Origin of the sequence: Stenotrophomonas sp. Sm2128 (assembly GCF_030985535.1) — a bacterium.
Classification (GTDB): domain Bacteria; phylum Pseudomonadota; class Gammaproteobacteria; order Xanthomonadales; family Xanthomonadaceae; genus Stenotrophomonas; species Stenotrophomonas maltophilia.
On sequence record NZ_JAPTFQ010000012.1, the window covers coordinates 1 to 20,570 of the forward strand.

The 20,570-nt window shown below is 68.2% G+C and carries 21 protein-coding genes and 2 pseudogenes; 4 read left to right on the forward strand and 19 right to left on the reverse strand.

Annotation, left to right across the window (positions count from 1 at the left end; all coding sequences use genetic code 11):
* Window positions 1-30: 30 nt before the first annotated feature.
* From hisIE to hisS, 10 genes are all read right to left on the reverse strand, one after another.
* A complete protein-coding gene (gene hisIE / locus O0K41_RS05380; RefSeq protein WP_088436203.1) occupies window positions 31-651 on the reverse strand; it encodes a bifunctional phosphoribosyl-AMP cyclohydrolase/phosphoribosyl-ATP diphosphatase HisIE in 621 nt (206 codons plus the stop codon).
* Window positions 641-1,417 (reverse strand): imidazole glycerol phosphate synthase subunit HisF, encoded by a 777-nt coding sequence (gene hisF, locus O0K41_RS05385; protein WP_088436202.1) that lies wholly within the window; start codon window positions 1,415-1,417, stop codon window positions 641-643. Before hisF ends, hisIE begins: the two co-directional genes overlap by 11 nt.
* Complete coding sequence (gene hisA / locus O0K41_RS05390) at window positions 1,411-2,145, reverse strand: 1-(5-phosphoribosyl)-5-[(5-phosphoribosylamino)methylideneamino]imidazole-4-carboxamide isomerase (RefSeq protein ID WP_049395190.1); 735 nt, start codon at window positions 2,143-2,145, stop codon at window positions 1,411-1,413. The genes hisF and hisA overlap by 7 nt, the downstream gene beginning before the upstream one ends.
* Entirely contained in the window at window positions 2,142-2,744 is a 603-nt protein-coding gene (hisH, locus tag O0K41_RS05395) for an imidazole glycerol phosphate synthase subunit HisH (RefSeq protein ID WP_058982384.1), read from the reverse strand. The genes hisA and hisH overlap by 4 nt, the downstream gene beginning before the upstream one ends.
* Window positions 2,741-3,814 carry a bifunctional histidinol-phosphatase/imidazoleglycerol-phosphate dehydratase HisB gene (gene hisB, locus O0K41_RS05400; protein WP_149500987.1) on the reverse strand — a complete coding sequence of 358 codons (1,074 nt, stop codon included), beginning with the start codon at window positions 3,812-3,814 and terminating at the stop codon, window positions 2,741-2,743. The genes hisH and hisB overlap by 4 nt, the downstream gene beginning before the upstream one ends.
* A complete protein-coding gene (gene hisC / locus O0K41_RS05405) occupies window positions 3,811-4,905 on the reverse strand; it encodes a histidinol-phosphate transaminase (RefSeq protein ID WP_049449718.1) in 1,095 nt (364 codons plus the stop codon). The genes hisB and hisC overlap by 4 nt, the downstream gene beginning before the upstream one ends.
* Window positions 4,902-6,197, reverse strand: coding sequence for a histidinol dehydrogenase (gene hisD / locus O0K41_RS05410; protein ID WP_164222123.1), 1,296 nt, complete (start codon window positions 6,195-6,197; stop codon window positions 4,902-4,904). The genes hisC and hisD overlap by 4 nt, the downstream gene beginning before the upstream one ends.
* Window positions 6,194-7,105, reverse strand: coding sequence for an ATP phosphoribosyltransferase (hisG, locus tag O0K41_RS05415; RefSeq protein ID WP_088436200.1), 912 nt, complete (start codon window positions 7,103-7,105; stop codon window positions 6,194-6,196). Before hisG ends, hisD begins: the two co-directional genes overlap by 4 nt.
* Window positions 7,106-7,139: 34 nt before the next feature.
* A complete protein-coding gene (locus O0K41_RS05420) occupies window positions 7,140-7,448 on the reverse strand; it encodes a YerC/YecD family TrpR-related protein (RefSeq protein ID WP_005416326.1) in 309 nt (102 codons plus the stop codon).
* Window positions 7,449-7,760: 312 nt separating this feature from the next.
* Window positions 7,761-9,155 carry a histidine--tRNA ligase gene (gene hisS / locus O0K41_RS05425; RefSeq protein WP_005413164.1) on the reverse strand — a complete coding sequence of 465 codons (1,395 nt, stop codon included), beginning with the start codon at window positions 9,153-9,155 and terminating at the stop codon, window positions 7,761-7,763.
* Between the two features lie 126 nt (window positions 9,156-9,281).
* On the opposite strand from hisS, the pseudogene O0K41_RS05430 reads away from it, so the two are divergent.
* Window positions 9,282-10,019 (forward strand): annotated as a pseudogene (locus O0K41_RS05430) (helix-turn-helix domain-containing protein); the annotation flags it as partial.
* A gap of 18 nt (window positions 10,020-10,037) precedes the next feature.
* On the opposite strand, the gene thrC reads toward O0K41_RS05430, so the two are convergent.
* Genes thrC through thrA form a run of 3 tightly spaced genes read right to left on the reverse strand, consistent with a single transcriptional unit; the run spans window position 10,038 to window position 14,769 of the window.
* Window positions 10,038-11,324 (reverse strand): threonine synthase, encoded by a 1,287-nt coding sequence (gene thrC / locus O0K41_RS05435; protein WP_049449581.1) that lies wholly within the window; start codon window positions 11,322-11,324, stop codon window positions 10,038-10,040.
* 29 nt (window positions 11,325-11,353) lie between these two features.
* Entirely contained in the window at window positions 11,354-12,268 is a 915-nt protein-coding gene (locus O0K41_RS05440; RefSeq protein WP_049449584.1) for a homoserine kinase, read from the reverse strand.
* Window positions 12,265-14,769 (reverse strand): bifunctional aspartate kinase/homoserine dehydrogenase I, encoded by a 2,505-nt coding sequence (gene thrA / locus O0K41_RS05445; RefSeq protein WP_164222125.1) that lies wholly within the window; start codon window positions 14,767-14,769, stop codon window positions 12,265-12,267. Before thrA ends, O0K41_RS05440 begins: the two co-directional genes overlap by 4 nt.
* A gap of 27 nt (window positions 14,770-14,796) precedes the next feature.
* Between thrA and O0K41_RS05450 the strand changes: the two genes are divergently transcribed.
* Window positions 14,797-15,114, forward strand: a complete 318-nt coding sequence (locus O0K41_RS05450) for a hypothetical protein (RefSeq protein WP_164222114.1) — start codon at window positions 14,797-14,799, stop codon at window positions 15,112-15,114.
* 9 nt (window positions 15,115-15,123) lie between these two features.
* On the opposite strand, the gene O0K41_RS05455 is transcribed toward O0K41_RS05450, so the two are convergent.
* Complete coding sequence (locus O0K41_RS05455) at window positions 15,124-16,074, reverse strand: DMT family transporter (RefSeq protein WP_049396331.1); 951 nt, start codon at window positions 16,072-16,074, stop codon at window positions 15,124-15,126.
* Window positions 16,075-16,192: 118 nt separating this feature from the next.
* A complete protein-coding gene (locus tag O0K41_RS05460; RefSeq protein WP_005409417.1) occupies window positions 16,193-16,891 on the reverse strand; it encodes an AraC family transcriptional regulator in 699 nt (232 codons plus the stop codon).
* Between the two features lie 81 nt (window positions 16,892-16,972).
* Here O0K41_RS05460 and O0K41_RS05465 point away from each other — a divergent pair, with 81 nt between their 5' ends.
* Complete coding sequence (locus tag O0K41_RS05465) at window positions 16,973-17,752, forward strand: DUF6491 family protein (protein ID WP_164222128.1); 780 nt, start codon at window positions 16,973-16,975, stop codon at window positions 17,750-17,752.
* On the opposite strand, the gene O0K41_RS05470 is transcribed toward O0K41_RS05465, so the two are convergent.
* From O0K41_RS05470 to O0K41_RS05480, 3 genes are all read right to left on the reverse strand, one after another.
* A complete protein-coding gene (locus O0K41_RS05470; RefSeq protein ID WP_012480021.1) occupies window positions 17,749-18,801 on the reverse strand; it encodes a linear amide C-N hydrolase in 1,053 nt (350 codons plus the stop codon). The genes O0K41_RS05465 and O0K41_RS05470 overlap by 4 nt on opposite strands.
* A 69-nt stretch (window positions 18,802-18,870) precedes the next feature.
* The gene (locus tag O0K41_RS05475) at window positions 18,871-19,284 is read right to left on the reverse strand and encodes a DUF6691 family protein (protein WP_164222130.1); all 414 of its coding nucleotides are present in this window, start codon (window positions 19,282-19,284) and stop codon (window positions 18,871-18,873) included.
* Window positions 19,281-19,718, reverse strand: a complete 438-nt coding sequence (locus O0K41_RS05480) for a YeeE/YedE family protein (RefSeq protein ID WP_049449595.1) — start codon at window positions 19,716-19,718, stop codon at window positions 19,281-19,283. Before O0K41_RS05480 ends, O0K41_RS05475 begins: the two co-directional genes overlap by 4 nt.
* A gap of 86 nt (window positions 19,719-19,804) precedes the next feature.
* Between O0K41_RS05480 and O0K41_RS05485 the strand changes: the two genes are divergently transcribed.
* Window positions 19,805-20,125 carry a metalloregulator ArsR/SmtB family transcription factor gene (locus O0K41_RS05485; RefSeq protein ID WP_012480019.1) on the forward strand — a complete coding sequence of 107 codons (321 nt, stop codon included), beginning with the start codon at window positions 19,805-19,807 and terminating at the stop codon, window positions 20,123-20,125.
* Between the two features lie 15 nt (window positions 20,126-20,140).
* On the opposite strand, the pseudogene O0K41_RS05490 reads toward O0K41_RS05485, so the two are convergent.
* Window positions 20,141-20,567, reverse strand: a pseudogene (locus O0K41_RS05490) (BLUF domain-containing protein).
* Window positions 20,568-20,570 lie beyond the last annotated feature (3 nt).

Sequence of the window (20,570 nt, forward strand, 5' to 3'; positions counted from 1 at the left end):
TTGCCGGCCAGCGGCCGGCACTACCCCACTTCAACGATGGCGTTTTTCCAGTACCGCGCGCGCATCATCCAGCGACAAGCCACGCGCGCGCAGCAGCACCAGCAGGTGATACAGCAGGTCCGAAGCCTCGCCGAGCAGCGCTTCGTCATCCTGCGCCACCGCCGCCAGGGCGGTCTCCACGCCCTCCTCGCCCACCTTCTGCGCGATACGGCGGATGCCGCCCTCGAACAGGCTGGTCGTATAGCTGCCCGGCGGACGCTGCGCCTCACGCATCGCCACCAGCTGGCCCAGCCCGCCCAGGAAATCCTTCGGCGCCTGGTCGAAGCAGCTCTCTGCACCGGTGTGGCAGGTTGGCCCCGCCGGCCGTGCCATCATCAGCAAAGTATCGGCATCGCAGTCGACGCTGATCGACTGCACCACCAGCACGTTGCCGGACTGCTCGCCCTTGGTCCACAACCGCTGCTTGCTGCGGCTGAAGAAGGTCATGTGGCCGATGGCCAGCGTGGCCGCCAGCGATTCGGCACTCACATAGCCCAGCATCAGTACCTGCAGGGTATCGGCATCCTGAACCACCGCCGGCAGCAGGCCGTCACCCTTGGCCCAATCCAGCGCCTGCAATGCGTCCAACGACGGCCTGACTTCAATAGACATCCCGCACCTCGATCTGCTGTCCGCGCAGGTAGCGCTTCAATTCTGGAATGGCGATGGCGCCGCTGTGGAACACGCTGGCGGCCAGCGCGCCGTCGACGTCGGCCTGGTCGAAGGCTTCGGCGAAGTGCGCCATCGCACCCGCACCGCCGGAGGCGATCAGCGGCACCTGGCACAGGGCCCTCGCCTGCTGCAGCTGCACGACATCGTAGCCACGGCGTACGCCATCGCTGTCCATGCAGTTCAGCACGATCTCACCGGCGCCCCGCCGTTGCGCCTCGACAATCCAGTCCAGGGTGCGCAGCGGCACCGCCTGGGTCTTGTCCGGGTCGCCGCTGAAACGCCGCACCCGCCACTGGCCATCCGCTTCGCGTACCGAGTCGACACCGACCACCACGCACTGCACGCCGAACTCGTCCGCCAGCTCGGTGATCAGCTCCGGGCGCCCCAGCGCCGGCGAGTTGATCGACACCTTGTCGGCACCGGCAAACAGCACGCGGCGCGCGGTCTCCACGCTGTCGATGCCACCGGCCACGCAGAACGGAATGTCGATCAGCCGCGCGATGCGCTCGATCCACGCCACGTCGACCGAACGCGCCTCGGGGCTGGCGCCGATGTCATAGAACACCAGCTCGTCCGCCCCCTGGTCGCGATAGCGCTGCGCCAACTCGGCGATGTCGCCCATGTCGACGTGGTCGCGGAAGCGCACGCCCTTGACCACGCGGCCATCGCGCACGTCCAGGCAGGGAATGATGCGGCGGCTCAACATGCCAGCGCCTCCGCCAGGTCCATGCGCTGCTCCAGCAGTGCCTTGCCGAGGATCGCACCGCCACAGCCGGCGGCACGCGCCTCGGCCACATCGGCCACGTCGCGGATGCCTCCGGAGGCCTGCACCGCCACCCCCGGCAGCAACCCCGACAAGTGCCGGTAGAGGCAGATGTTGGGCCCGGCCAGCATGCCGTCCCGGGCGATGTCGGTACACAGCAGGTGGCGCATGCCGGCGCGCGCGTAGCGCTGAGCCAGCTCATCCAGGGTCACCCCGGCGTTCTCGGTCCAGCCGTGCACCGGCAGCTGCCACTGCCCCTGTGCGTCCTGGCGCGCGTCCAGCGCAATCGTGATGCGCTCGGCGCCGAATTCCTCCAGCCAGCCGACCACTTCATCGGGGCGACGCACCGCCAGCGAGCCGACCACCACGCGACCGGCGCCGGCATCGAGGATGCGCGCCACATCGTCGCGGCCGCGCACGCCACCGCCGGTCTGCACCTGCAGCGATGTCTGCGCGCGGATCGACGACAGTAGCGGCGCCAGCGTATAGCCACCGGCGCGCGCAGCGTCCAGATCGACCAGATGCATCCACTGCGCACCCTGCGCGGCGAAGGCCTGCGCGCGTGGCAACGGATCGTCGCCATACGAGGTTTCCTGCGCGTAGTCGCCCTGGCGCAGCCGCACCACGCGGCCGTCGCGGATATCCAGCGCGGGGTAGACGATGAAACTCATGCAGCAGTGCCCTCGAGAAAATTGCGCAGCATCAGCGAGCCGGTCTCGCCGGAGCGCTCGGGGTGGAACTGTGCGCCGTAGTAACGCCCCTGCTCCACCACGGCAGTGAACAGGCCGCCGTGGTCGCAGGCAGCGACGGTGTGGGTATTGAGGGGCGCGGCGTAGCTGTGCACGAAGTAGGCGCTGGCACGCTCCGGCACGCCGCGCAGCAGCAGCGATTCGCGCAGCGGCAGCAGGCGGTTCCAGCCCATGTGCGGCACGCGGATGCCACAGGCCGGCACCAGCTTGCGTACCACGCCCGGAATCAGTCCCAGTGTCTCTACGCCCGCTTCCTCGGAGCGTTCGAACAGCAGCTGCATGCCCAGGCAGATGCCCATCAACGGCACCTCCAGTCGCTGCAGCGGTTCCACCAGGCCCTGAGCGTGCAGGCGCTGCATGCCGGGACCGGCGGCGCCGACGCCGGGCAGGATCACCCGCCGCGCACCAACCAGGCCGTCCGCATCGCGCACCAGCCGCACCGTCGCGCCCAGGCGCTCCAGTGCGTAGCGCACCGAGCCCAGGTTGGCGCCACCGGCATCGATCAGCGCAACATCGCTCACAACGCCCCCTTGGTACTCGGCAGTGCCGTGCCCTGCCGGGCCAGCGCCGGACGCAGCGCGCGCGCCAGCGCCTTGAAGCAGGCCTCCACCTTGTGGTGATCGTTGTCGCCGCGTACCTGCAGGTTGAGGTTCAGGCCGCTGGCATCGCACAGCGAGCGGAAGAAATGCGGCACCAGCTCGGTCGGCATATCGCCCACGCGCTCGCGCTTGAACTCGCCCTCGAACACGAAGTAGGGGCGGCCGCTGAAATCCAGTGCGGCGCTGGCCAGCGTCTCGTCCATCGGCAGGGTGAAGCCGTAGCGGCCAATGCCGCGCTTGTCGCCCAACGCCTCGCGCAGGGCCTGGCCCAGGGCCAGCCCGGTGTCCTCGATGGTGTGGTGCTCGTCGATGTGCAGGTCACCCTCGGCCTGGATGTCCAGCGCGAAGCCGCCGTGCTTGCCGATCTGCTCCAGCATGTGGTCGAAGAACGGCAGGCCGGTGGCAATGCGTGCATCGCCCGCGCGGTCCAGGTCCAGCTCAACGCGGATCTTCGTTTCTTTGGTGTTGCGCTGGACAACGGCGGTGCGCGGCGCGTCGGCCAGCGCATGGGCGATGCCCGGCCAGTCCCACTCGCCCCCGAACTGCTCGGTGCGCAGCTGGAAACCGCGGATGTTGAGGTTGTCAGCGAACTGCAGGTCGGTGATGCGGTCACCCACCATGCCCGAACGCGCCCAGTCGATGCTGCGGTCCTGCAGGTAGGCGGTCATCAGGCCGATGCCCGGCTTGCGGGTCGGCGCATTGTCCTGGGGCCAACTGCAATCGATCAGTACGTCACGGAAGGTGATGCCCTGGCTCTCGAAGATCTGCAGCATCAGCTCGTTGGGGCCATCGAAGCTGGCGCGCGGGTAGCTGTCGCTGCCGAGGCCATCCTGGTTGGTGACGATCACGAACTGGTAGCCGGCATCCCGCAGCTTCAGCAGCGCCGGGATCACCTGCGGCACGAAGCGCAGCTTCTCGTAGGCATCGATCTGGAAATCGGACGGCTCCTCGATGAGGGTGCCGTCGCGGTCGATGAACAGGATCGGGGTCATGCTGCGGCCCTCCGCGCCGACAGGGCCGCAAGCACGCGGTCATTCTCTTCGGGACTGCCGATGCTGATGCGCAATGCATCACCCAGCTGCGGCGCGGCGCGCTGGTCGCGCACCACCACACCGGCATTCAGCAACGTGTCGAACGCCGCCTGCGCATCGGCGAAGCGGACCAGCAGGTAGTTGCCGGACGAGGCATACACCCGGCGTACACCGGGCAGGCTGGCCAGTGCCGTTCGCAGGCGCTCGCGTTCAGCGATGACCGTGGCCACGCGCTCGGCGGTGCGCGCCAGCGCGGCCGGCTGCAGTGCCTGCACGGCCAGTTCCGCGCACGGCGTCGGCACCGGGTACGGCGCCTGGCAGCGACGAAGCAGGGCAATCAGCTCCGAGGCAGCGATCAGCGTGCCAACGCGGGCGGCCGCGAGCGCGTGCGCCTTCGACAGCGTGCGCAGCACCGCCAGATTGGCGTGCGCGGCCAGCAACGTGGTCGCCGACGGCCGTTGTGCATACTCGACATAGGCCTCGTCCACCACGACCAGCGCCTGCCCGCGCAGCGCAACCGCCACGCGCTCGACCTCATCCAGGGCGATGTCACTGCCGGCCGGGTTCGACGGCGCACACAGGAACACCAGCTTGGCACCCTGCGCCTTGGCCGCGTCGATCACCGCATCCAGATCGGTGCGCAGTCCATCCTCGCTGTCCACCAGCGGCACTTCAATCAAGGCGGCACCCTGCAGGCGTGCGCAGACGGCGTACATGCCAAACACCGGCGGCGTGACCAGCACGCCATCGCGACCCGGCACGCACAGCGCGCGCACCAGCAGATCAATGGCTTCGTCGCTGCCGCGACCGATCAGCAGCTGCTGTGGCGTCACGCCGTACATCGCCGCCAGTCCCTCACGCAATGCCAACGGCTGCGGTTCGGGATAGCGCCGGCTGCTGCCCGCGGCATCAGCGGGATTGGCCCAGGCCGATTCATTGGCGTTCAACCAGACCTCGCCCTGCACCGCCGCACTGCGCGCCGAACTGTAACCGGCGAACGCCTGCAGGTCCGGGCGCACCAGCGCCAGCACATCTTCGATCGCCGTGCTCATGCTGCCACCTCCATGCGCAGGGCAACCGCACGCTCATGCGCATCCAGGCCTTCGGCACTGGCGATGATGCGCGCGCAGCCGCCGATTGCCGCCAATCCCGCGGCGCTGGCGCTCTGCACGCTGATCAGGTTCTGGAAGCTGGCGACGCTGACGCCACTGTAGGCACGCGCGGCACCGGCGGTCGGCAGCACGTGGTTGGTGCCGCTGCAGTAGTCGCCCAGTGCTTCGGGCGTGTAATCCCCCAGGAACACCGAGCCGGCCGCCTGCACCTTGTCCAGCCACGCGCGCGCATCACGCAGCGCCAGGATCAGGTGCTCCGGCGCATAGCGGTTGCTGATCGCGAAGGCTTCGTCCAACGAATCGACCTGGATCAGCCGCGAGGCCGACAGCGCCTGGCGTGCGATCTGCTGGCGCGGCAGCAAGGCCACCTGGCGCTCGACTTCGGCCTCGACCGCCGCCAGCATCGCGGCATCGTCGGTCAGCAGCAGCACCTGCGAATCCGGGCCGTGCTCGGCCTGCGATAGCAGGTCGGCTGCGACGAACGCCGGGTTTGCACCTGCATCGGCAATCACCAGCACTTCGGAGGGACCGGCCGGCATGTCGATGGCGGCGGCGCCGTCCTGTGCGACCTGCTGCTTGGCTTCGGTCACGAAGCTGTTGCCCGGCCCGAACAGCTTGTCACAGGCCGGAATGCTGGCGGTGCCGTAAGCCATCGCAGCGATGGCCTGGGCGCCGCCCAGCTTGAACACGCGCTGCACGCCGGTCAGGCGTGCGGCCACCAGCACCGCAGGATCGGCCGTGCCGTCGGCGCGTGGCGGCGTGCACAGCACCACCTGCGGGCAGCCGGCCAGCTGCGCGGGCACGCCCAGCATCAACGCGGTGGACGGCAGCGGTGCGCTGCCGGCCGGCACGTACAGGCCGACGCGGCCGATCGGCCGCAGCATGCGTTCGCAGACCACGCCCGGCGCGGTTTCCACCGCATACCCCGTAACCACGCCGGCGGCGTGGAAGCGGGCGATGCGTTCGGCAGCTTCGACCATCGCCTGGCGCAGTTCGGCGGGGACGGCGGCATCGGCCGCTGCGAACTCGGCTTCGCTCACTTCGAACGATCGCAGCTCGACACCGTCGAAACGTGCGGTGATCGCGCGCAGCGCGTCGTCGCCCTGTGTGCGCACCTGTGCAATCAGCGTCGCCACCGCGTCGCGGGTCTGCTGCGCCACGGTCTGCACCGGGCGGGTCAGCGCCGCGCTGCGCGCGGTCTCATCAAGTCGGGACCAGATCAGACGGTTCATGCCAGCGACCGCTCCACGCTCAACACCATCAGGCCCTGCGCGCCAGCGCGCTCGAGTTCTTCCATGCGCTGCCAGCTCAGCGGGCCGGGGCACATGGTCTGCAGGCGCAGCGCGCCGCCATCGGCCGGCAGCCGCACCAGCGGCTCGGCATCGGCCAGCAGCTGCGACAGCGCGTCGACGCGATCCTCGCTGGCGCGGAACATCAGCAGCTTGCGGTCCTGCCGCTGTACCACGCCATCGAGGCGGCGCAGCAGCATCGCGCGCAGCGATGCACGCGCATCATCCGGCACGCGCACCGCACCCGCCAGCACCGCCTCGCTGTCGAGCAGGTTGTGCACCGGGGTCAGCTGGTTGGCGCGCAGCGTGGCGCCGCTGGAGACGAGGTCGCAGATCAGGTCGGCGGTACCCAGTCGCGGGGCGATTTCCACCGATCCGGACAGCTCGACCACCTGTGCATCCACACCCTGCTCGGCCAGCCACTGCTTGAGGATGGCCGGGTAGCTGGTGGCGATGCGGGTGCCGGCCAGCTGCGCCGGACCCTGCCATTGCCACTCCTCCGGCACCGCCAGCATCAGCCGGCACTGGCCGAAGCCCAGCCCGCGCAGCGCCTGGTAGGCATCCGGCAGGCCGACCTGGCGACGTGCCGCGGCCTGCTCGTCCAGCTCGTTGCGACCGACGATGCCGAGGTCGCAGACGCCGTCGGCGATCAGGCCGGGGATGTCGTCGTCGCGCACCAGCAGCAGGTCCACCGGCAGCGATTCGCCGTAGCAGAACAGCTTGTCGCGGCTCTCGCGCCAGCTCAGGCCGCAGGCGCTGAGTAGGTTGCGCGCGGGTTCGGCCAGCCGGCCACTCTTCTGGATGGCGATACGCAGCCGGTCTCGTGCCGGCGCTGCCTGGGTTGCACTCATGGGGGAGGTCTCGAAGTTCGGAACGGGGCGCGGATCAGCGCGAGGCAAGGCGGTCGATGGCGGCGGCATAGCCTCGATGGCCATGCTCAAGGGTGCGTGCCACCCGTCCGGTGGTGGTCACGCTGACCCCGGTGCGCTCGTGGATCTCGCGATACGGCACGCCCTGCTGCAGCAGCGGCACCACCTTCCAGCGGTCAGCCATGGCTTCCAGCTCGGCAGGTGTGCATAGATCGCGCAGGAAGGCCTCGACCTGTTCCGGCTCGCGCAGGGCGGCAAAGGCCCGGGCCAGGGCTTCAAGGTCGGCCTTCGGGTCTTTGGCGGCAATTTCGGGGCGGGCTTTCACGGGGTCGTTTCCATGCATCAATGTAATAGCGCGTTAGTACATTAGCGCATTCTTGCGCAGTGCGTCAAATCGAGGGTTGAGGGTGCGGCAGGGCTGCTGCCCTGCACCCGCACCCGCAGAGGCCGGAGCATCGGCACAGCTGGGTTCCGGACCGACCCCGCCCTCGACAGGTGGTCACGAGCTGTCGGGACTGCCGGGGTCGGATCTGTTTTCCAGAGGAAAACGGCCCTGACCCCGGAACGAGGCCCGGAAACGAAAACGCCCACCGGTTGGTGGGCGTTTCGTTGAAGCGCTGCATGCTGCCAGGGGCCGTTACATCACCTTCGACTGCTCCAGCTCGACCTGCAGGGTGCTGGCCAACTCGTCACGGGAGACTTCGAACTGCTGCTCGCGCAGCAGGTCCTTCACTGCCACCACGCCGCGCGCCAGCTCGTCCTCACCGGCCAGCACCACGAAGCGGATACCGGCCTTGGCGGCGTACTGGAACTGCTTGCCGATCTTCTTCGGCTCCATCTGCACTTCGGTGTTGATGCCACCGGCGCGCAGGCGGCGCGCGATGTCCAGCGACTGCGGCATGCCCTGCTCGTCCATCAGCGCCACCAGCGCCTGCACGCTGCTGCCCTCGATGCCATCGATCAGGCCGGCTTCGCGCAGCTGCCAGAACAGGCGCGACAGGCCGATGGAGATGCCCACGCCCGGCAGCTTCGACTTGCTGTAGTGGCTGGCCAGGTCTTCGTAGCGGCCGCCCGAGCAGATCGAACCGATCTGCGGGTGGTCGGTCAGCGTGGTCTCGTAGACGGTGCCGGTGTAGTAGTCCAGGCCGCGCGCAATGGAGAAATTCAGGCAGTACGCGGTTTCCGGCACGCCCAGCGCCTGCACCAGCTGCAGCACTTCGCGCAGTTCGGCGACGCCGGTACGCAGGATCTCCGAAGAACCGGCGTCGGCTTCAAGCGTGGCCAGCTGCGCCAGTGCATCGGCATGGCCCTGCGAACGCACGGCCACGAACGCCAGGATCTTCTCGACCTGCTCGGCCGGAATCTCGAAGCCCTCGCCCACCAGCGTCTCGCGCACGTAATCGGCGCCGCGCTTGTCCAGCTTGTCCACTTCGCGCAGCACTGCCAGCTGGCGCTCGCCCTCGGCCACGCCCAGGCTCTCGAAGAAGCCACGCATCAGCTTGCGGTTGTTCAGCTGGATGCTGAAGTCACCGATGCGCAGTTCCGAGAACACCGCGTGGATGACCGCCAGCACTTCGGCGTCGTATCGCACGCTCAGGCTGTCCTTGCCGATCACGTCGATGTCGCACTGGTAGAACTCACGGAAGCGGCCGCGTTGGGCGCGCTCGCCGCGGTACACCCGCTGCATCTGGTAGCGACGGAACGGGAAGGTCAGTTCATGCTCGTGCTCGGCCACGTAGCGCGCCAGCGGCACGGTCAGGTCGAAGCGCAGCGCCATTTCCGGCAGCGAACGGTCACCCGATTCGGCGGCGTTGGCCAGCGCACCGGTGGACTGCACGAAATACACCTGGCGCTCGGTCTCGCCACCGGACTTGGTCAGCAGCACGTCGGACAGCTCGAACACCGGCGTCTCCACCGGCAGGAACCCGAAGCGCTCGTAGTTGCGGCGGATGACGTCCAGCATGCGCTGGAACGCAATCTGCTCGCGCGGCAGCAGTTCAAGGGTGCCGGGCGGGGTACGGGGCTTGATCACGGGCGGAACTCCTGCTGGAACGGGACGTGGGAGGGGGCGACATTCTAGCGCCCCCGCCTCGGGCAGGGTCGAACGGCCGCTTGAAGTATCATAAGGCCCTCCCCGCCCGCGATACGCCCCCGCAACATGTCACGGCCTTCCGGCGCTCCGCCCGCCACCAACGATCCCGCCTCGCCGTCCTGCAACACGCTGGACTGCCTGCACTGCTCGGTTCGCCACCTTGCGGTGTGCTCGGCGCTGTCGCCCGATGAAGTGCAGGCACTGGAACAGGTCACCGTTTCCCAGCAGGTCAGCATGGGCAGTACCCTGGCCCGCACCGGCGAAGAGCGCGACCATGTCTATACATTGACCGGCGGCGCCCTGCGCCTGGTGCGCACCCTGGCCGATGGCCGCCGCCAGATCAATGGCTTCGTGCTTCCCGGCGACTACCTGGGCCTGAGCGGCAGTGACCACCACCGCTACGATATCGAGGCCATCGCAGACAGCCGCGTATGCCGTGTCGCGCTGCCGCAGATGAAGGCGCTTCGCAGCCGTTTCCCGCACCTGGAACGCAAGCTGCTGCAGCGTGCCTGCCAGGAGCTGGACGCCGCGCAGGATGCCGCGCTGGCACTGGCGCGGCTGCAGCCGGCCGAGAAAGTGGCCGACTTCCTGCTGCGCCTGGCCGCGCGCGAGGCCAAGCTGGGTGGCGATGGCCTGCGCGTCTCGCTGCCAATGGGGCGTGGCGACATCGCCGACCATCTGGGCCTGACCATGGAAACGGTCAGCCGTACCTTCACCAAGCTGCGCCAGCAGGGGTTGATCGCCCTGCCCCACCTGAACGTGGTGGAGATCCTCGACGAGGACGGGTTGCGCACGCTGGCCGGCAACCCCAGATGCCTTCGATCAACGCAGCAACACCTCGCGCAGCGCCGCATACTCCGCGGCCAACGGTTCCGCGTGCGCGGGCCGCTGCAGCAACGCATCCAGCGCCGGCGGCACGGCCACTGATTCGCCAATCAACGGCTCCACCACTGCCTCGAACTTGGCCGGATGTGCGGTAGCCACCACCGCCCAGTCGCCCTTGGCGCCGCGCGCGCGCAGGTCCTGCAGCACCTTCACCGCTGTGGCCGTATGCGGGCAGAACAGTTCGCCGTTGCTGGCGTGCGCCGCCGCAATCGTCGCGCGGATGGTCACGTCATCCACCGCGAACGCGCGGAACGCAGCGCGCAGCTCGGCGTCATCTCCGAGGTAAAGCCAGCGCAGGCGTTCAAAGTTGCTGGGCGCCCCTACGTCCATTGCATTGGCCACGGTGGCCACGCTGGCCTGCGGCTGGTAGTCGCCACCATTGAAGTACGCCGGCAGTACCGCATTGGCATTGGTGGCCAGCACGATCTGCCCGATCGGCACGCCCAGCGCGCGCGCCAGCACGGCCGCCATCGCATTGCCAAGGTTGCCGGTCGGCACCACCAGGTTGAGCCGACGACGATGTGTCGCGTAATGGGACAACGCCGCATGCGCGTAATAACTCATCTGCGGCAGCAGGCGGCCGAGGCTGATGCTGTTGGCCGAACTCAGCGGCACCTGCGCCTGCAGTTCGCGGTCAGCCAGTGCCTGCTTGACCATCGCCTGGCAATCGTCGAAGGCACCGGCCACGCGCAGCGCCTGGATGTTGTCGCCGAAACAACCGAGCTGATGCGCCTGGCGCGGTGACACGCGGCCATCCGGATACAGCACTACCACGCGCACGCCGGGCTGGCGATGGAAGGCCGCAGCAACGGCGGCGCCGGTATCGCCAGACGTGGCGACAACAATCGTCAGATCGCGGTCCTTGCCGGCCTGCAGCCGCGACAGTGTTCCGGCCAGGAAGCGCGCACCGATATCCTTGAACGCCGCCGTCGGCCCATGGAACAGCTCCAGCACATGGTCACCGCCGCCCAGTGCACGCAGCGGAACCTGAAAGTCGAACGCTTCCCGGCAGATCGACGGCAACGCAGACTCCAGCGCGTCGCCGGAAAAGAACGGTGCCAGCAGATCGGCGGCGGTATCGGCCAGCGTTGCGCCGGCCCGCAGCTCACGTGGCGCCGGCAGCACCTGCGGAACATACAGCCCTCCATCGGGCGCCAATCCTGCAGCGATCGCCGCACTGAGGCCAACGGCCGGGGACTGACCCCGGGTCGAAACAAATTGCATGGGTTCGGTATCCAGTAATGGGGAAGGATTCAGCACAAGCGGGCTCCCGGTGCATCCAGCGGCGACACCCAGGCATCGCTGTCGAAACCGGCGGCGGCAAATGCCGCCTGCACCGGTGCGGCAGCGGCGCGGGCCTGGTCGGCGTCCTCGAACCAAGCGAACACGCTGGGTCCGGCACCGGAGATGCCCGCACCCATTGCATGGGCCGACAGCGCCGCATCGCGGGCTGCTTCGAAACCTGCAATCAGGCCGGCCCGCCGTGGTTCGACCAGCACATCGCGCAATCCAGCCCGCACCAGCGCCGCATCACTACGATGGCAACCGCTGAGTACCAGCGCGAGGTTCGCACTCTGTGCCACGAATTCACCCAGCGCGTAGCTGCCCTGCAGCACCTGGCGCGCACGGCGTGTTTCCAGCACCGCGTGCGGATGCACCAGCAGGCTGTGCCAGGCCGCCGGCACAGGAATTGGCAGCAGGCGGTCGGCCGTACACAGCGCAAAACCACCCAGCAGCAACGGCCCCACGTTGTCGCCGTGGCGGCCACCGCTGGCCACCGCCTCGCCATCCAGCGCAAACGGATACAGCGCCTCGCGCGACAGCGGTACATCCAGCAGCGCGTTGGCGGCAACCAGCGCAGCAACGCATGACGCTGCCGAACCGCCCATGCCGGAACCGAACGGAATGCCCTTGTCGATCTCCACCGCGAAACCGAAGTCCAAGCCCAGGCCTTCGCGCAGTGACATCAGCGCAGCGCCGGCGGTGTTCCCGGCTGCCTCCAGCGGCAGCTCGACCGCACTGCCACGGATCGCCTCGATGCGCACCAGCGGTTCATCGATGCGGCGCACGCTCACGGTATCGCCAACACCGGCGATGGCATGGCCAAGAATGTCGAAGCCCACCGCCACGTTGGCCACCGAGGCCGGCGCGAACGCACGTGCGATCACAGGCGCGCTCCTTCACCGGCCGCGACCCGCAGCAGGTCGGCAAACACACCGGCGGCGGTGACTTCCGGGCCGGCCCCCGGACCCTGCACCACCAACGGGTTGTCGCAGTAGCGACGGGTACGGAACTGCACCACGTTGTCGGTCAACCGAAGGTTGGCGAAGGCGTGGTCGGCGGGCAGTTCCTGCAGGCCCACCGAGGCACCGTCAGCGCCCAGCTGTGCCACGTAGCGCAGCACCGCGCCACGCGCCCGCGCGTCCTGCAACCGCTGCAACAGGCTGGCATCGGACTCGCCCAGACGCGCCATGAAGTCATCCACGCTGCCATCGCGCAGCAGCGCCGGCACCAGGCTTTCCACCTGTACCTGTTCCAGGCTGAGCGCGTGGCCGGCCTCGCGGGCGAGGATCACCAGCTTGCGCGCCACGTCCACGCCCGAAAGATCATCGCGCGGGTCCGGCTCGGTGTAGCCCATCGACCGCGCCTGCGCGACCAGCTGCGAGAACGGCTGACTGCCGTCGAAGCGGTTGAACAGCCACGCCAGCGTGCCGGAGAAGATGCCTTCGATCGCCAGCACCTCGTCGCCCGTATCGACCAGATCACGCAGCGTGGTGATCACCGGCAGGCCCGCGCCCACCGTGGCTTCGTAGCGGAAGCGCGCACCACTGGCCGCCGCAGCAGCGCTGATGCGCTGGTAGCGCGGCAGCGGGCCAGCACCGGCCTGCTTGTTCGGGGTCACCACGTGGATGCCGGCTGCCAGCCAGCCCTCATAGCGCTCGGCCACGTCGGCGCTGCCACTGCAGTCGATCACCACCGCATGCGGCAGGTGCGCGGCCAGCAGGTGTTCGGTGAAGCGATCCAGGTCGCTGGGCTCGCCCGCGTCCTGCAATGCCTCCCGCCAATCGGCGTGCAGGCCATCCACTTCCAGCCGCATGCGCGAACGCGAGGCCAGCGCGCGCAGGCGAAGATCCACATTGGCCTTGGCCAGCAGCTGCGGGCGGGCCGCCAGCAGCTGGTCCAGCAGTGCCGCGCCGACGTTGCCCGGCCCGATCACACCGACCGCGAACGTCTGCGGCGACAGCCAGAAGCCCGCATGTGCGGCCCGCAATGCGCGGGTGGCATCGGCACTGTCCACCGCCACAGAAATATTGCGCTCCGACGAGCCCTGCGCGATCGCCAGGATGTTCACCTGCGCGCGTCCCAGCGCCTCGAACAGGCGCGCCGCAACACCGGGCTGGCCGGCCATGCCGTCACCCACTGCCGCCAGCACGCTGACGCCCTCACTGACCTGCACGCGCTGCACCTGCCCTACCGACAGTTCATGCGCGAACGCGTGCAGCAGTGCCTCACGGCCACGCGCCGCTTCGGCAGCGCGCACCACGCAGCAGATCGAATGCTCTGACGAACCCTGCGAGATCATCACCACCGACACCTGCGCCTGGCGCAGCGCCGCGAACACGCGCTCGGCGGTACCGGGCACGCCGATCAGGCCGGTGCCTTCCAGGTTCAACAGGGACAGCCCGGGGCTCAGGGTCAGGCCCTTCACCGGCCCGCGCGGCGAGCGCTCGGCGCTGATGCGCGTCCCCGGATGCGCCGGCTGGAAGGTATTGCGGATGAAGATCGGCAGGCCGAGGCGGATCGCCGGCGACATCGTCTGCGGATGCACCACCTTGGCGCCGAAATAAGCCAGCTCGCAGGCCTCGTCGTAGCTCAGTGATTCCAGCTGCACCGCTTCGGGCACCAGTCGCGGGTCGGCCGACAGCACGCCGTCGACGTCGGTCCAGATGTGCAGTTCATCGGCATTGAACAACGCGGCGAAGATCGCGCCGGAATAGTCGCTGCCATTGCGGCCGAGCGTGGTGATGCGGTCATGGCGGTCACGGGCAACGAAACCGGTGGCGACCAGGCGCATCTGCGGATGCCGCAGGCGCCACTTGGCCAGGCGGTCCGCGCTGGACTCCCAGTCGACATCCACACCCAGTTCGCCATGCCCGACCACCAGCACGTCGCGTGCATCGAGTACCGCACAGTCTTCGCCCAAGGCACGCAGGTGGGTGCCAAGCAGTTGCGCGGAGAATACTTCGCCCAGGCCCTGCACGCGGTCGAGTACTTCGCGCGGCAGCTCGCCGATCACCGCCAGCGCCGCCAGCACTTCGGCCAGTTGATCGAAGCGGGCGTCGATCCATTCGACGGTCTCGCCCACCTGCTCGCCCAGCAGGGCCACGGCGGCGCCACGGTGACGCGCGCGCAGCGCATGCCAGGCCTCGCGCCAGCCTTCGTCGCCCTTGGCCGCCAGCTGGGCCAGTTCGATCAGCGCGTCAGTGACGCCCTTCATTGCCGAAACGACAGTGACCTGCAGCGATTCGGGACGGGCCAGCAGCAGGCCCGCGACATGGCGGTAGCGTTCGGCATCGGCCACCGAGGTGCCGCCGAACTTGTGCACGACGATGGACGGTGCAGCCAGATCGGCCGGGGCAACGGGATGAGCGGGGGCGTGGGAAGACATGCAGACCTCGGCAGGAGGCCCCGTCCCATGCAGGTGTCGAGTTTCCCCGCCACCTGTATGGTGCGGGGCCGTGGTTTTCGGGAGTTACACGAAGACGACGGGCCGCACCAGGGCAGTGGTGACGGTGGTGGTAATGGTGGTGGTGGCGACCGGCGCAGTCGAACGGCCCGCAGTGGCGGGGGCGATCAGGCTGGCGTGGGCGGCATCAAGAACCATGACGCACAGAAAACACTGAGCGCCGGCCTGCTGTCAAGTGCTGCGATGCAAAAACCCAGCGCCGCGATCATCGCTCAACGTGCCGGCATTTGGTTGCATCTGAGACCAAGACAGCATCAGCACGCTTGACGCACGCATTCAGCCGGCATGTTCGGCGATCGCCCGTGGAGTACGATGGGCATGCGCGCACAGCATCACGCCGGCCACCAGGAACACGATCGCCAACGCTTCCAGCAGCGAAGGCCAGCGCTGCTGCCAGGCGAAGGCATACGCCAGCGCGAACAGCGTCTCGAACACGATCATCTGGCCGGTCAGGGTCAGCGGCAGCAGGCGGCTGGCGCGGTTCCAGAACGCATTGCCGAGGATCGAGGCCACCACCGCCACACCGGCGCTGATTGCCCAGAAGCCACTCCACTGCGCCGCCGTGTGCCCGCTGGTGTGGCCGATGAAGGCCATCGGCACCAGCAGCAGGGCCAGGCCGCCGGTGGTGACGCCGGTCAGCAGCGACCAGTCGTGGCTGGACAAGTCCGGTCGACGCGCCAGCCAGCGGCTGTTGCCGATCGAGTACAACGCCCACGAGAACAGCGCGCCGAACGCGCACAGCAGGCCGATCAGGCGCTGCCGCCACGGGGTTGCCAGGTGCTCGGACATCAGTGCTTCCCAACCAACCAGGGCCACGCCCAGTACGCACAGGCCCAGTGCCGGCAGCAGCTGTTTCAAAGGCACTGCACCCTGTTCGCGCACGCCGACCAGGGTGACCACCACCGGAATCAGGCCGACAATCAGCGACGCCGCCGCACCGCCAGCCCACTGCACCGCCGTGGCCAGCAGCAGGAAGTACACCAGGTTCCCGGCCAGGCTCAGCCACAGCAGCCCGATCCATTCGGTGCGACCCAGCTGGGGTGCCAGCCGCTTCCAGCGCGGGAGCAGCAGTACTACGGCGATCAGGCCGTAGACCAGATAGCGGCCGGCCGACAATTGCAGGGCGTTGAACGACTGCAGCACGGCGGGCGCGAGGAAGACCACGCCCCACAGCGCGCCAGCGGCAACGCCATTGGCGATGCCCAGGGCCATCGGGTTGTTGCGCATTCGGGTTCTTCGGGGGGGAGAGAACAGGCCGCGCAGTGTAAGCGCTGGCCAGCGGGCACTCTTGACCGAGGCTACTGCCCTGACCGGCCGCGCGCGCAAAGCCGAGCGTGGCTCGACCCTACAGTCCGGCGCCCCGGCGCCACGCTGCGGGAGTCTGGCCGCACTCGCGGCGCAGCGCACGGGTCAGTGCGCTCTGCTCGGAATAGCCCGCGGCCAGCGCGATATCGCTGATCGGCGCCACGCTGGTGCGCAGCTGGTGCTTGGCCCAACGCAACCGGCTTGCGCTGAGCCAGGCCTGCGGGCTGAGCCCGAACTCCTGCCGGAACAGCGCATGCAAACGGCTCTCGCTGACCCCGACGAACCCCGCCATGCGCGCCACCGGCCACGCCTGCCCGGGGTCGGCCTGGACCGCCGCACACAGACCCTGCATGCGCGCGCCACTGCCAGCAGGTGCAAATACCTGCAGCAACTGCGGCAGCAGCGCCGGCATTGACTGCCCTGCCTGCACCTCAGCCAGGCGTCGGCGCAATGCCAGCGGCAGATGCAGCCAGCGCTGCCGGCACAGATGCTCCTGCGTGCCGTCATCAAGTACGCCCGGAGGACAGTCAACGATCACGAAACCATTGGGACCATCAGCCATCTGGTCATGCGCCTCACCGGCGGCCACGAATGCCCCCTGCAGCACGTCCAGCCGACCTCCGCGACCTTCCATTTCGAACTGCAGTTCACCCTGCACTGGCAGCACCCACTGCGCGTAGTCATGGCGGTCCAGGCCGGTAGCCTGGCCGTAGTGCCGCAGATGGAAGATGGCGCCCATCCGGGCAGTGTGCGCGTGTAACAACGGCCGTGCAAACCGTTGCTATAGTCGAACCGTCATCCAACGCAGGGAGTGCAGGACATGACCCATCAGCAGGTGTCCCTGGCGCTCGCCACCGGCCTCGGCCTGGCGCTCGCCGCTTCGGTCTCCGCTCAGGAGCGTACGCCCCCGGCTCCGCACTGCATGGACGCTGTCGGCGTACAGGAAGTGGAGCAGGCATCACCGCGCTCGATCGCACTGCGCGCCGCCTCCGGCCAGGCCTATCGGATCGACTTCAACGAAGATTGTCCCGGCGTCCGCGGTGCCACTTCGCTGAAACTGGAAGCCCCCGCCGGCTGGGCCTGCGGCCGCCCCAGCGAACGCGTCGTGGTCGACGGCCGCCGATGCACCATCAGCGCGGTCACCCCGCTGCAGAATCGCGATTATGCCAGCGTCGCCCGCGACAGCGACCGCCTGCGCACCGCTACCCTGCCTGCCGTGACCATCCGCGAACGCAAGGAGGTGCGTCGCAGCTTCGGCGGCTCACCGTCCTACTGCTTTGCCACGCGCAACGTGCGTGCCTGGTCATCCGACCCGCAGGGCATGCTGGTGGAGACCAACCCGCGCCGCAATGGCGGCCATCGCTACTACCGGGTCGAACTCGGCAGCCACTGCCGCCAGCTCGACCGCGCGCCGCAGCTGAGCTTCCACTCGGGCCTGCAGAACGGCCTGATCTGTGGCAATCCCGGCGATCGGATCATGACTGCCGAATTCGAGACAGACGATCTGCGCGGCGAAAGCATCGCCCCGCTGCCGCAGTACACGCGCGGCAGCTGCACGATCCAGGCGGTCTACCCGGCCTCCAGCCAGGCGTCGAACTAACCGTCGACGCCGAGGAAGGCGAACGGTGCGCTGGGCACGAACTGGCCCAGTGCATCACCGGCGAAGGTATTGCGCTGGTCCTTGCCGAGGTCGAGCTTGAGCACCTTGCCGGCGAAATCGACCTTGTTCAGATCGACCCAGAAGGTGTTCGGGGTCAATGCCGATTCGAAGAAGTACAGCCGCCGCTTGTGGTCGGCCACGGTGCGCCAGCGCGTGGATGAGATGTTCGGCTCACCCGGCGTGGTGATGCCATACGGCACCGACGCGTTGCGGATCACGCTGAACACACTGGCCAGGGCCTCCACCGGATCCTCGGCCTTGGGAATGGCGTTGATGTAGAACGAGGCGCGCGCGAAACGGTCAGCAGAGCGGTTGGTGCCCGGCAGCATCACCGTGCCGCCGATCTGCTGCCAGTAGCTGTTGAGCGCCAACTGCTGCTCGAAGATCGGCGAATTGGTCATCACCTGGTAGCGCCGGTCATGGTGGATCACCTGGCGGCCGCCGATGTACTCGACGATGGCACTGTCGCCGCTGGCATCGGACAGCGACAGGTGCAGCGTCGCCTGCCGATCTTCACCGGGCACCTTGTCGGTGACGATCGAGTACGGCTCGCGTTTCAACGCAGCGACCGCCTCTTCCACGGTAGCGAAGTTGTCCAGCACATACTGCGCCCACAGCGAAATCGCCAGACCCGGCTTGTTGCCACGCTGCTGCGGATACTCCGATTCGACCAGCCACAGCAGGTTGGCCACCAGGCCCTTTTCGTTCATGCCATCGGTGGTCGACACGTCGTAGCCGGTGGCCACCACCGAGCCGTAGCGCGCGGTCCACGCCAGCGACTTCGGGCCGGCCTGGCCGGTGCGCGCAATGCCGCGCGGCAGTATGTAGAGGTTGGTCGCCACATCGACCTTCCAGTCCATCGAGCGCGCGGTGATCACATCGCCGTTGTCACCCAGGTACACCGCGCGCGTGCAGGCCAGTGCCGGTGCCACGGCTGCGGCCAGCGCGACCGCCAGCATTCCCCTTCCCATCCACTTCATCCGTGCCATGTCGTTGCACTCCTTTTCCCCGTGATCCGAGGATAGGACCCCAGGCAGGGTGAGACAGGGGTGAAAGCCTCAACGGACGAAGCGGTCGTGCAGCCAGAATCCTGCAAGCATCGAAGGCACGAACCACAGGGCTTCGCGCGACGCCACGGCCACCCCGGCGATGGCCGGTCCTGGGCAATAGCCCGCCCAACCCCAGCCGATCCCGAACAGCGCGGCACCCAGCAGCAGGCGAGCATCCACACGCCGGGTAACAGGCAGCCGGAAGCGGTCTGCGTACAGCGGCTGCTGTCGCCGCAACACCCACCGCTGCCCGATCGCGCTGACCAGCAGCGCCGAGCCCAGCACCCACAGCAGCGTGGGATCGAAGTCACCGGTGAGGTCGAGGAAGCCGAGGACACGACGCGCGTCGGTCATTCCCGAAAGTGCCAACCCCATGCCAAACAACGCGCCCGCCGCGCCGGCGGCCCAGACTGCGCGGCTCATGTTGGGCCTCCGCCATGACGGACCAGGAAGGTGGTCAGCATCGCGCAGGCCATGAACACCAGCACGGCCGCCAGCGATCGCTTCGAAGCGCGGGCCATGCCGCACACACCGTGACCGCTGGTGCAGCCATTGCCCAGCCGCGTACCGAAGCCGACCAGCAGGCCGGCTCCCATCAACTGCCATGCCGGCAGCGCATCACGCAGCAGCGCACGCGGCGATGCCCCGGGCACCGATTGCCACCACAGCACCAGCCCCGCCGATGCGGTCAGGCCGGCCAGGAAGGCCCAGCGCCAGGCACGCTCGCCCTTGCCTGCGCGCAGGCTGCCTGCGGTGATGCCGCTGATGCCCGCCACGCGTCCGATGGTGGCGAGCAACAGCACCGCGGCGGCGCCGATCAACGCACCACCTGCCGCCGCACTCCATGGCAGGTTCATGCCCTGCCCTCTTCGCTGCCGTACATGAGATTGCCCATTTGTTTAGATTATTCTAAATTAGATCATTCTAAATAAAATGGTCAACCATGGCCCGGACCCAGCTCGACAGCGCCGCGATGGCCGAACACGCGTCGCAGGCAGCCACGCTGCTCAAAAGCCTGGCCCACCCGGCCCGGCTGCGGGTGCTGTGCCGCCTGGTGGAAGGTGAAGCGCCGGTACCGGAACTGCAGGCACTGACCGGCCTGAGCGCATCGGCGTTGTCACAGCATCTGGCGGTGCTGCGCGGACTGGATATCGTGGCGACCCGGCGCGAAGCGCAGGCGATACACTACCGGGTTCTTGAAGGGCCCGCACTGGGCGTGCTGCAGGCGCTGCATGCGGCGTACTGCGGTGCTGCTTCGCGCTGAATCCGGCGCAGACCATCAGCCTGCGTGCAGAGCCGGCTGCACCACCTGATCGAGCAGGTCCACTGGCGTCGGTGCCGAACGATCGCCCTGCAGGCGCCGGGAGAATCCGGACCAGTCACTGCAGGAAAGCTGGCGCAGCATCGCCGCGTCGACCGGCAGCGAACGCATCGGCCAATAGGGAAACTGGCGCTGGCCCAGGCGGTCGCGTCCCAGTCCGGTGGTGTCGATGTGGCTTGCTGCCTGCAGGAAGCGCTCGTAGACCGAATCGATGCCATCCGGTGGCCCCTCGATGTACTGCAGGAAACGCTCGCCGTCACGCAGCAGCACGCCGGTCACCCCTGCCAGCTTGTTGAATCGTGCCGCGTCCTCCACCAGCCGATGCAGGCACGGCGGACAGGTCCGGCAGCGCCCGGCTGGCGTAGGCGATGGCGCGCAATGGCATGGC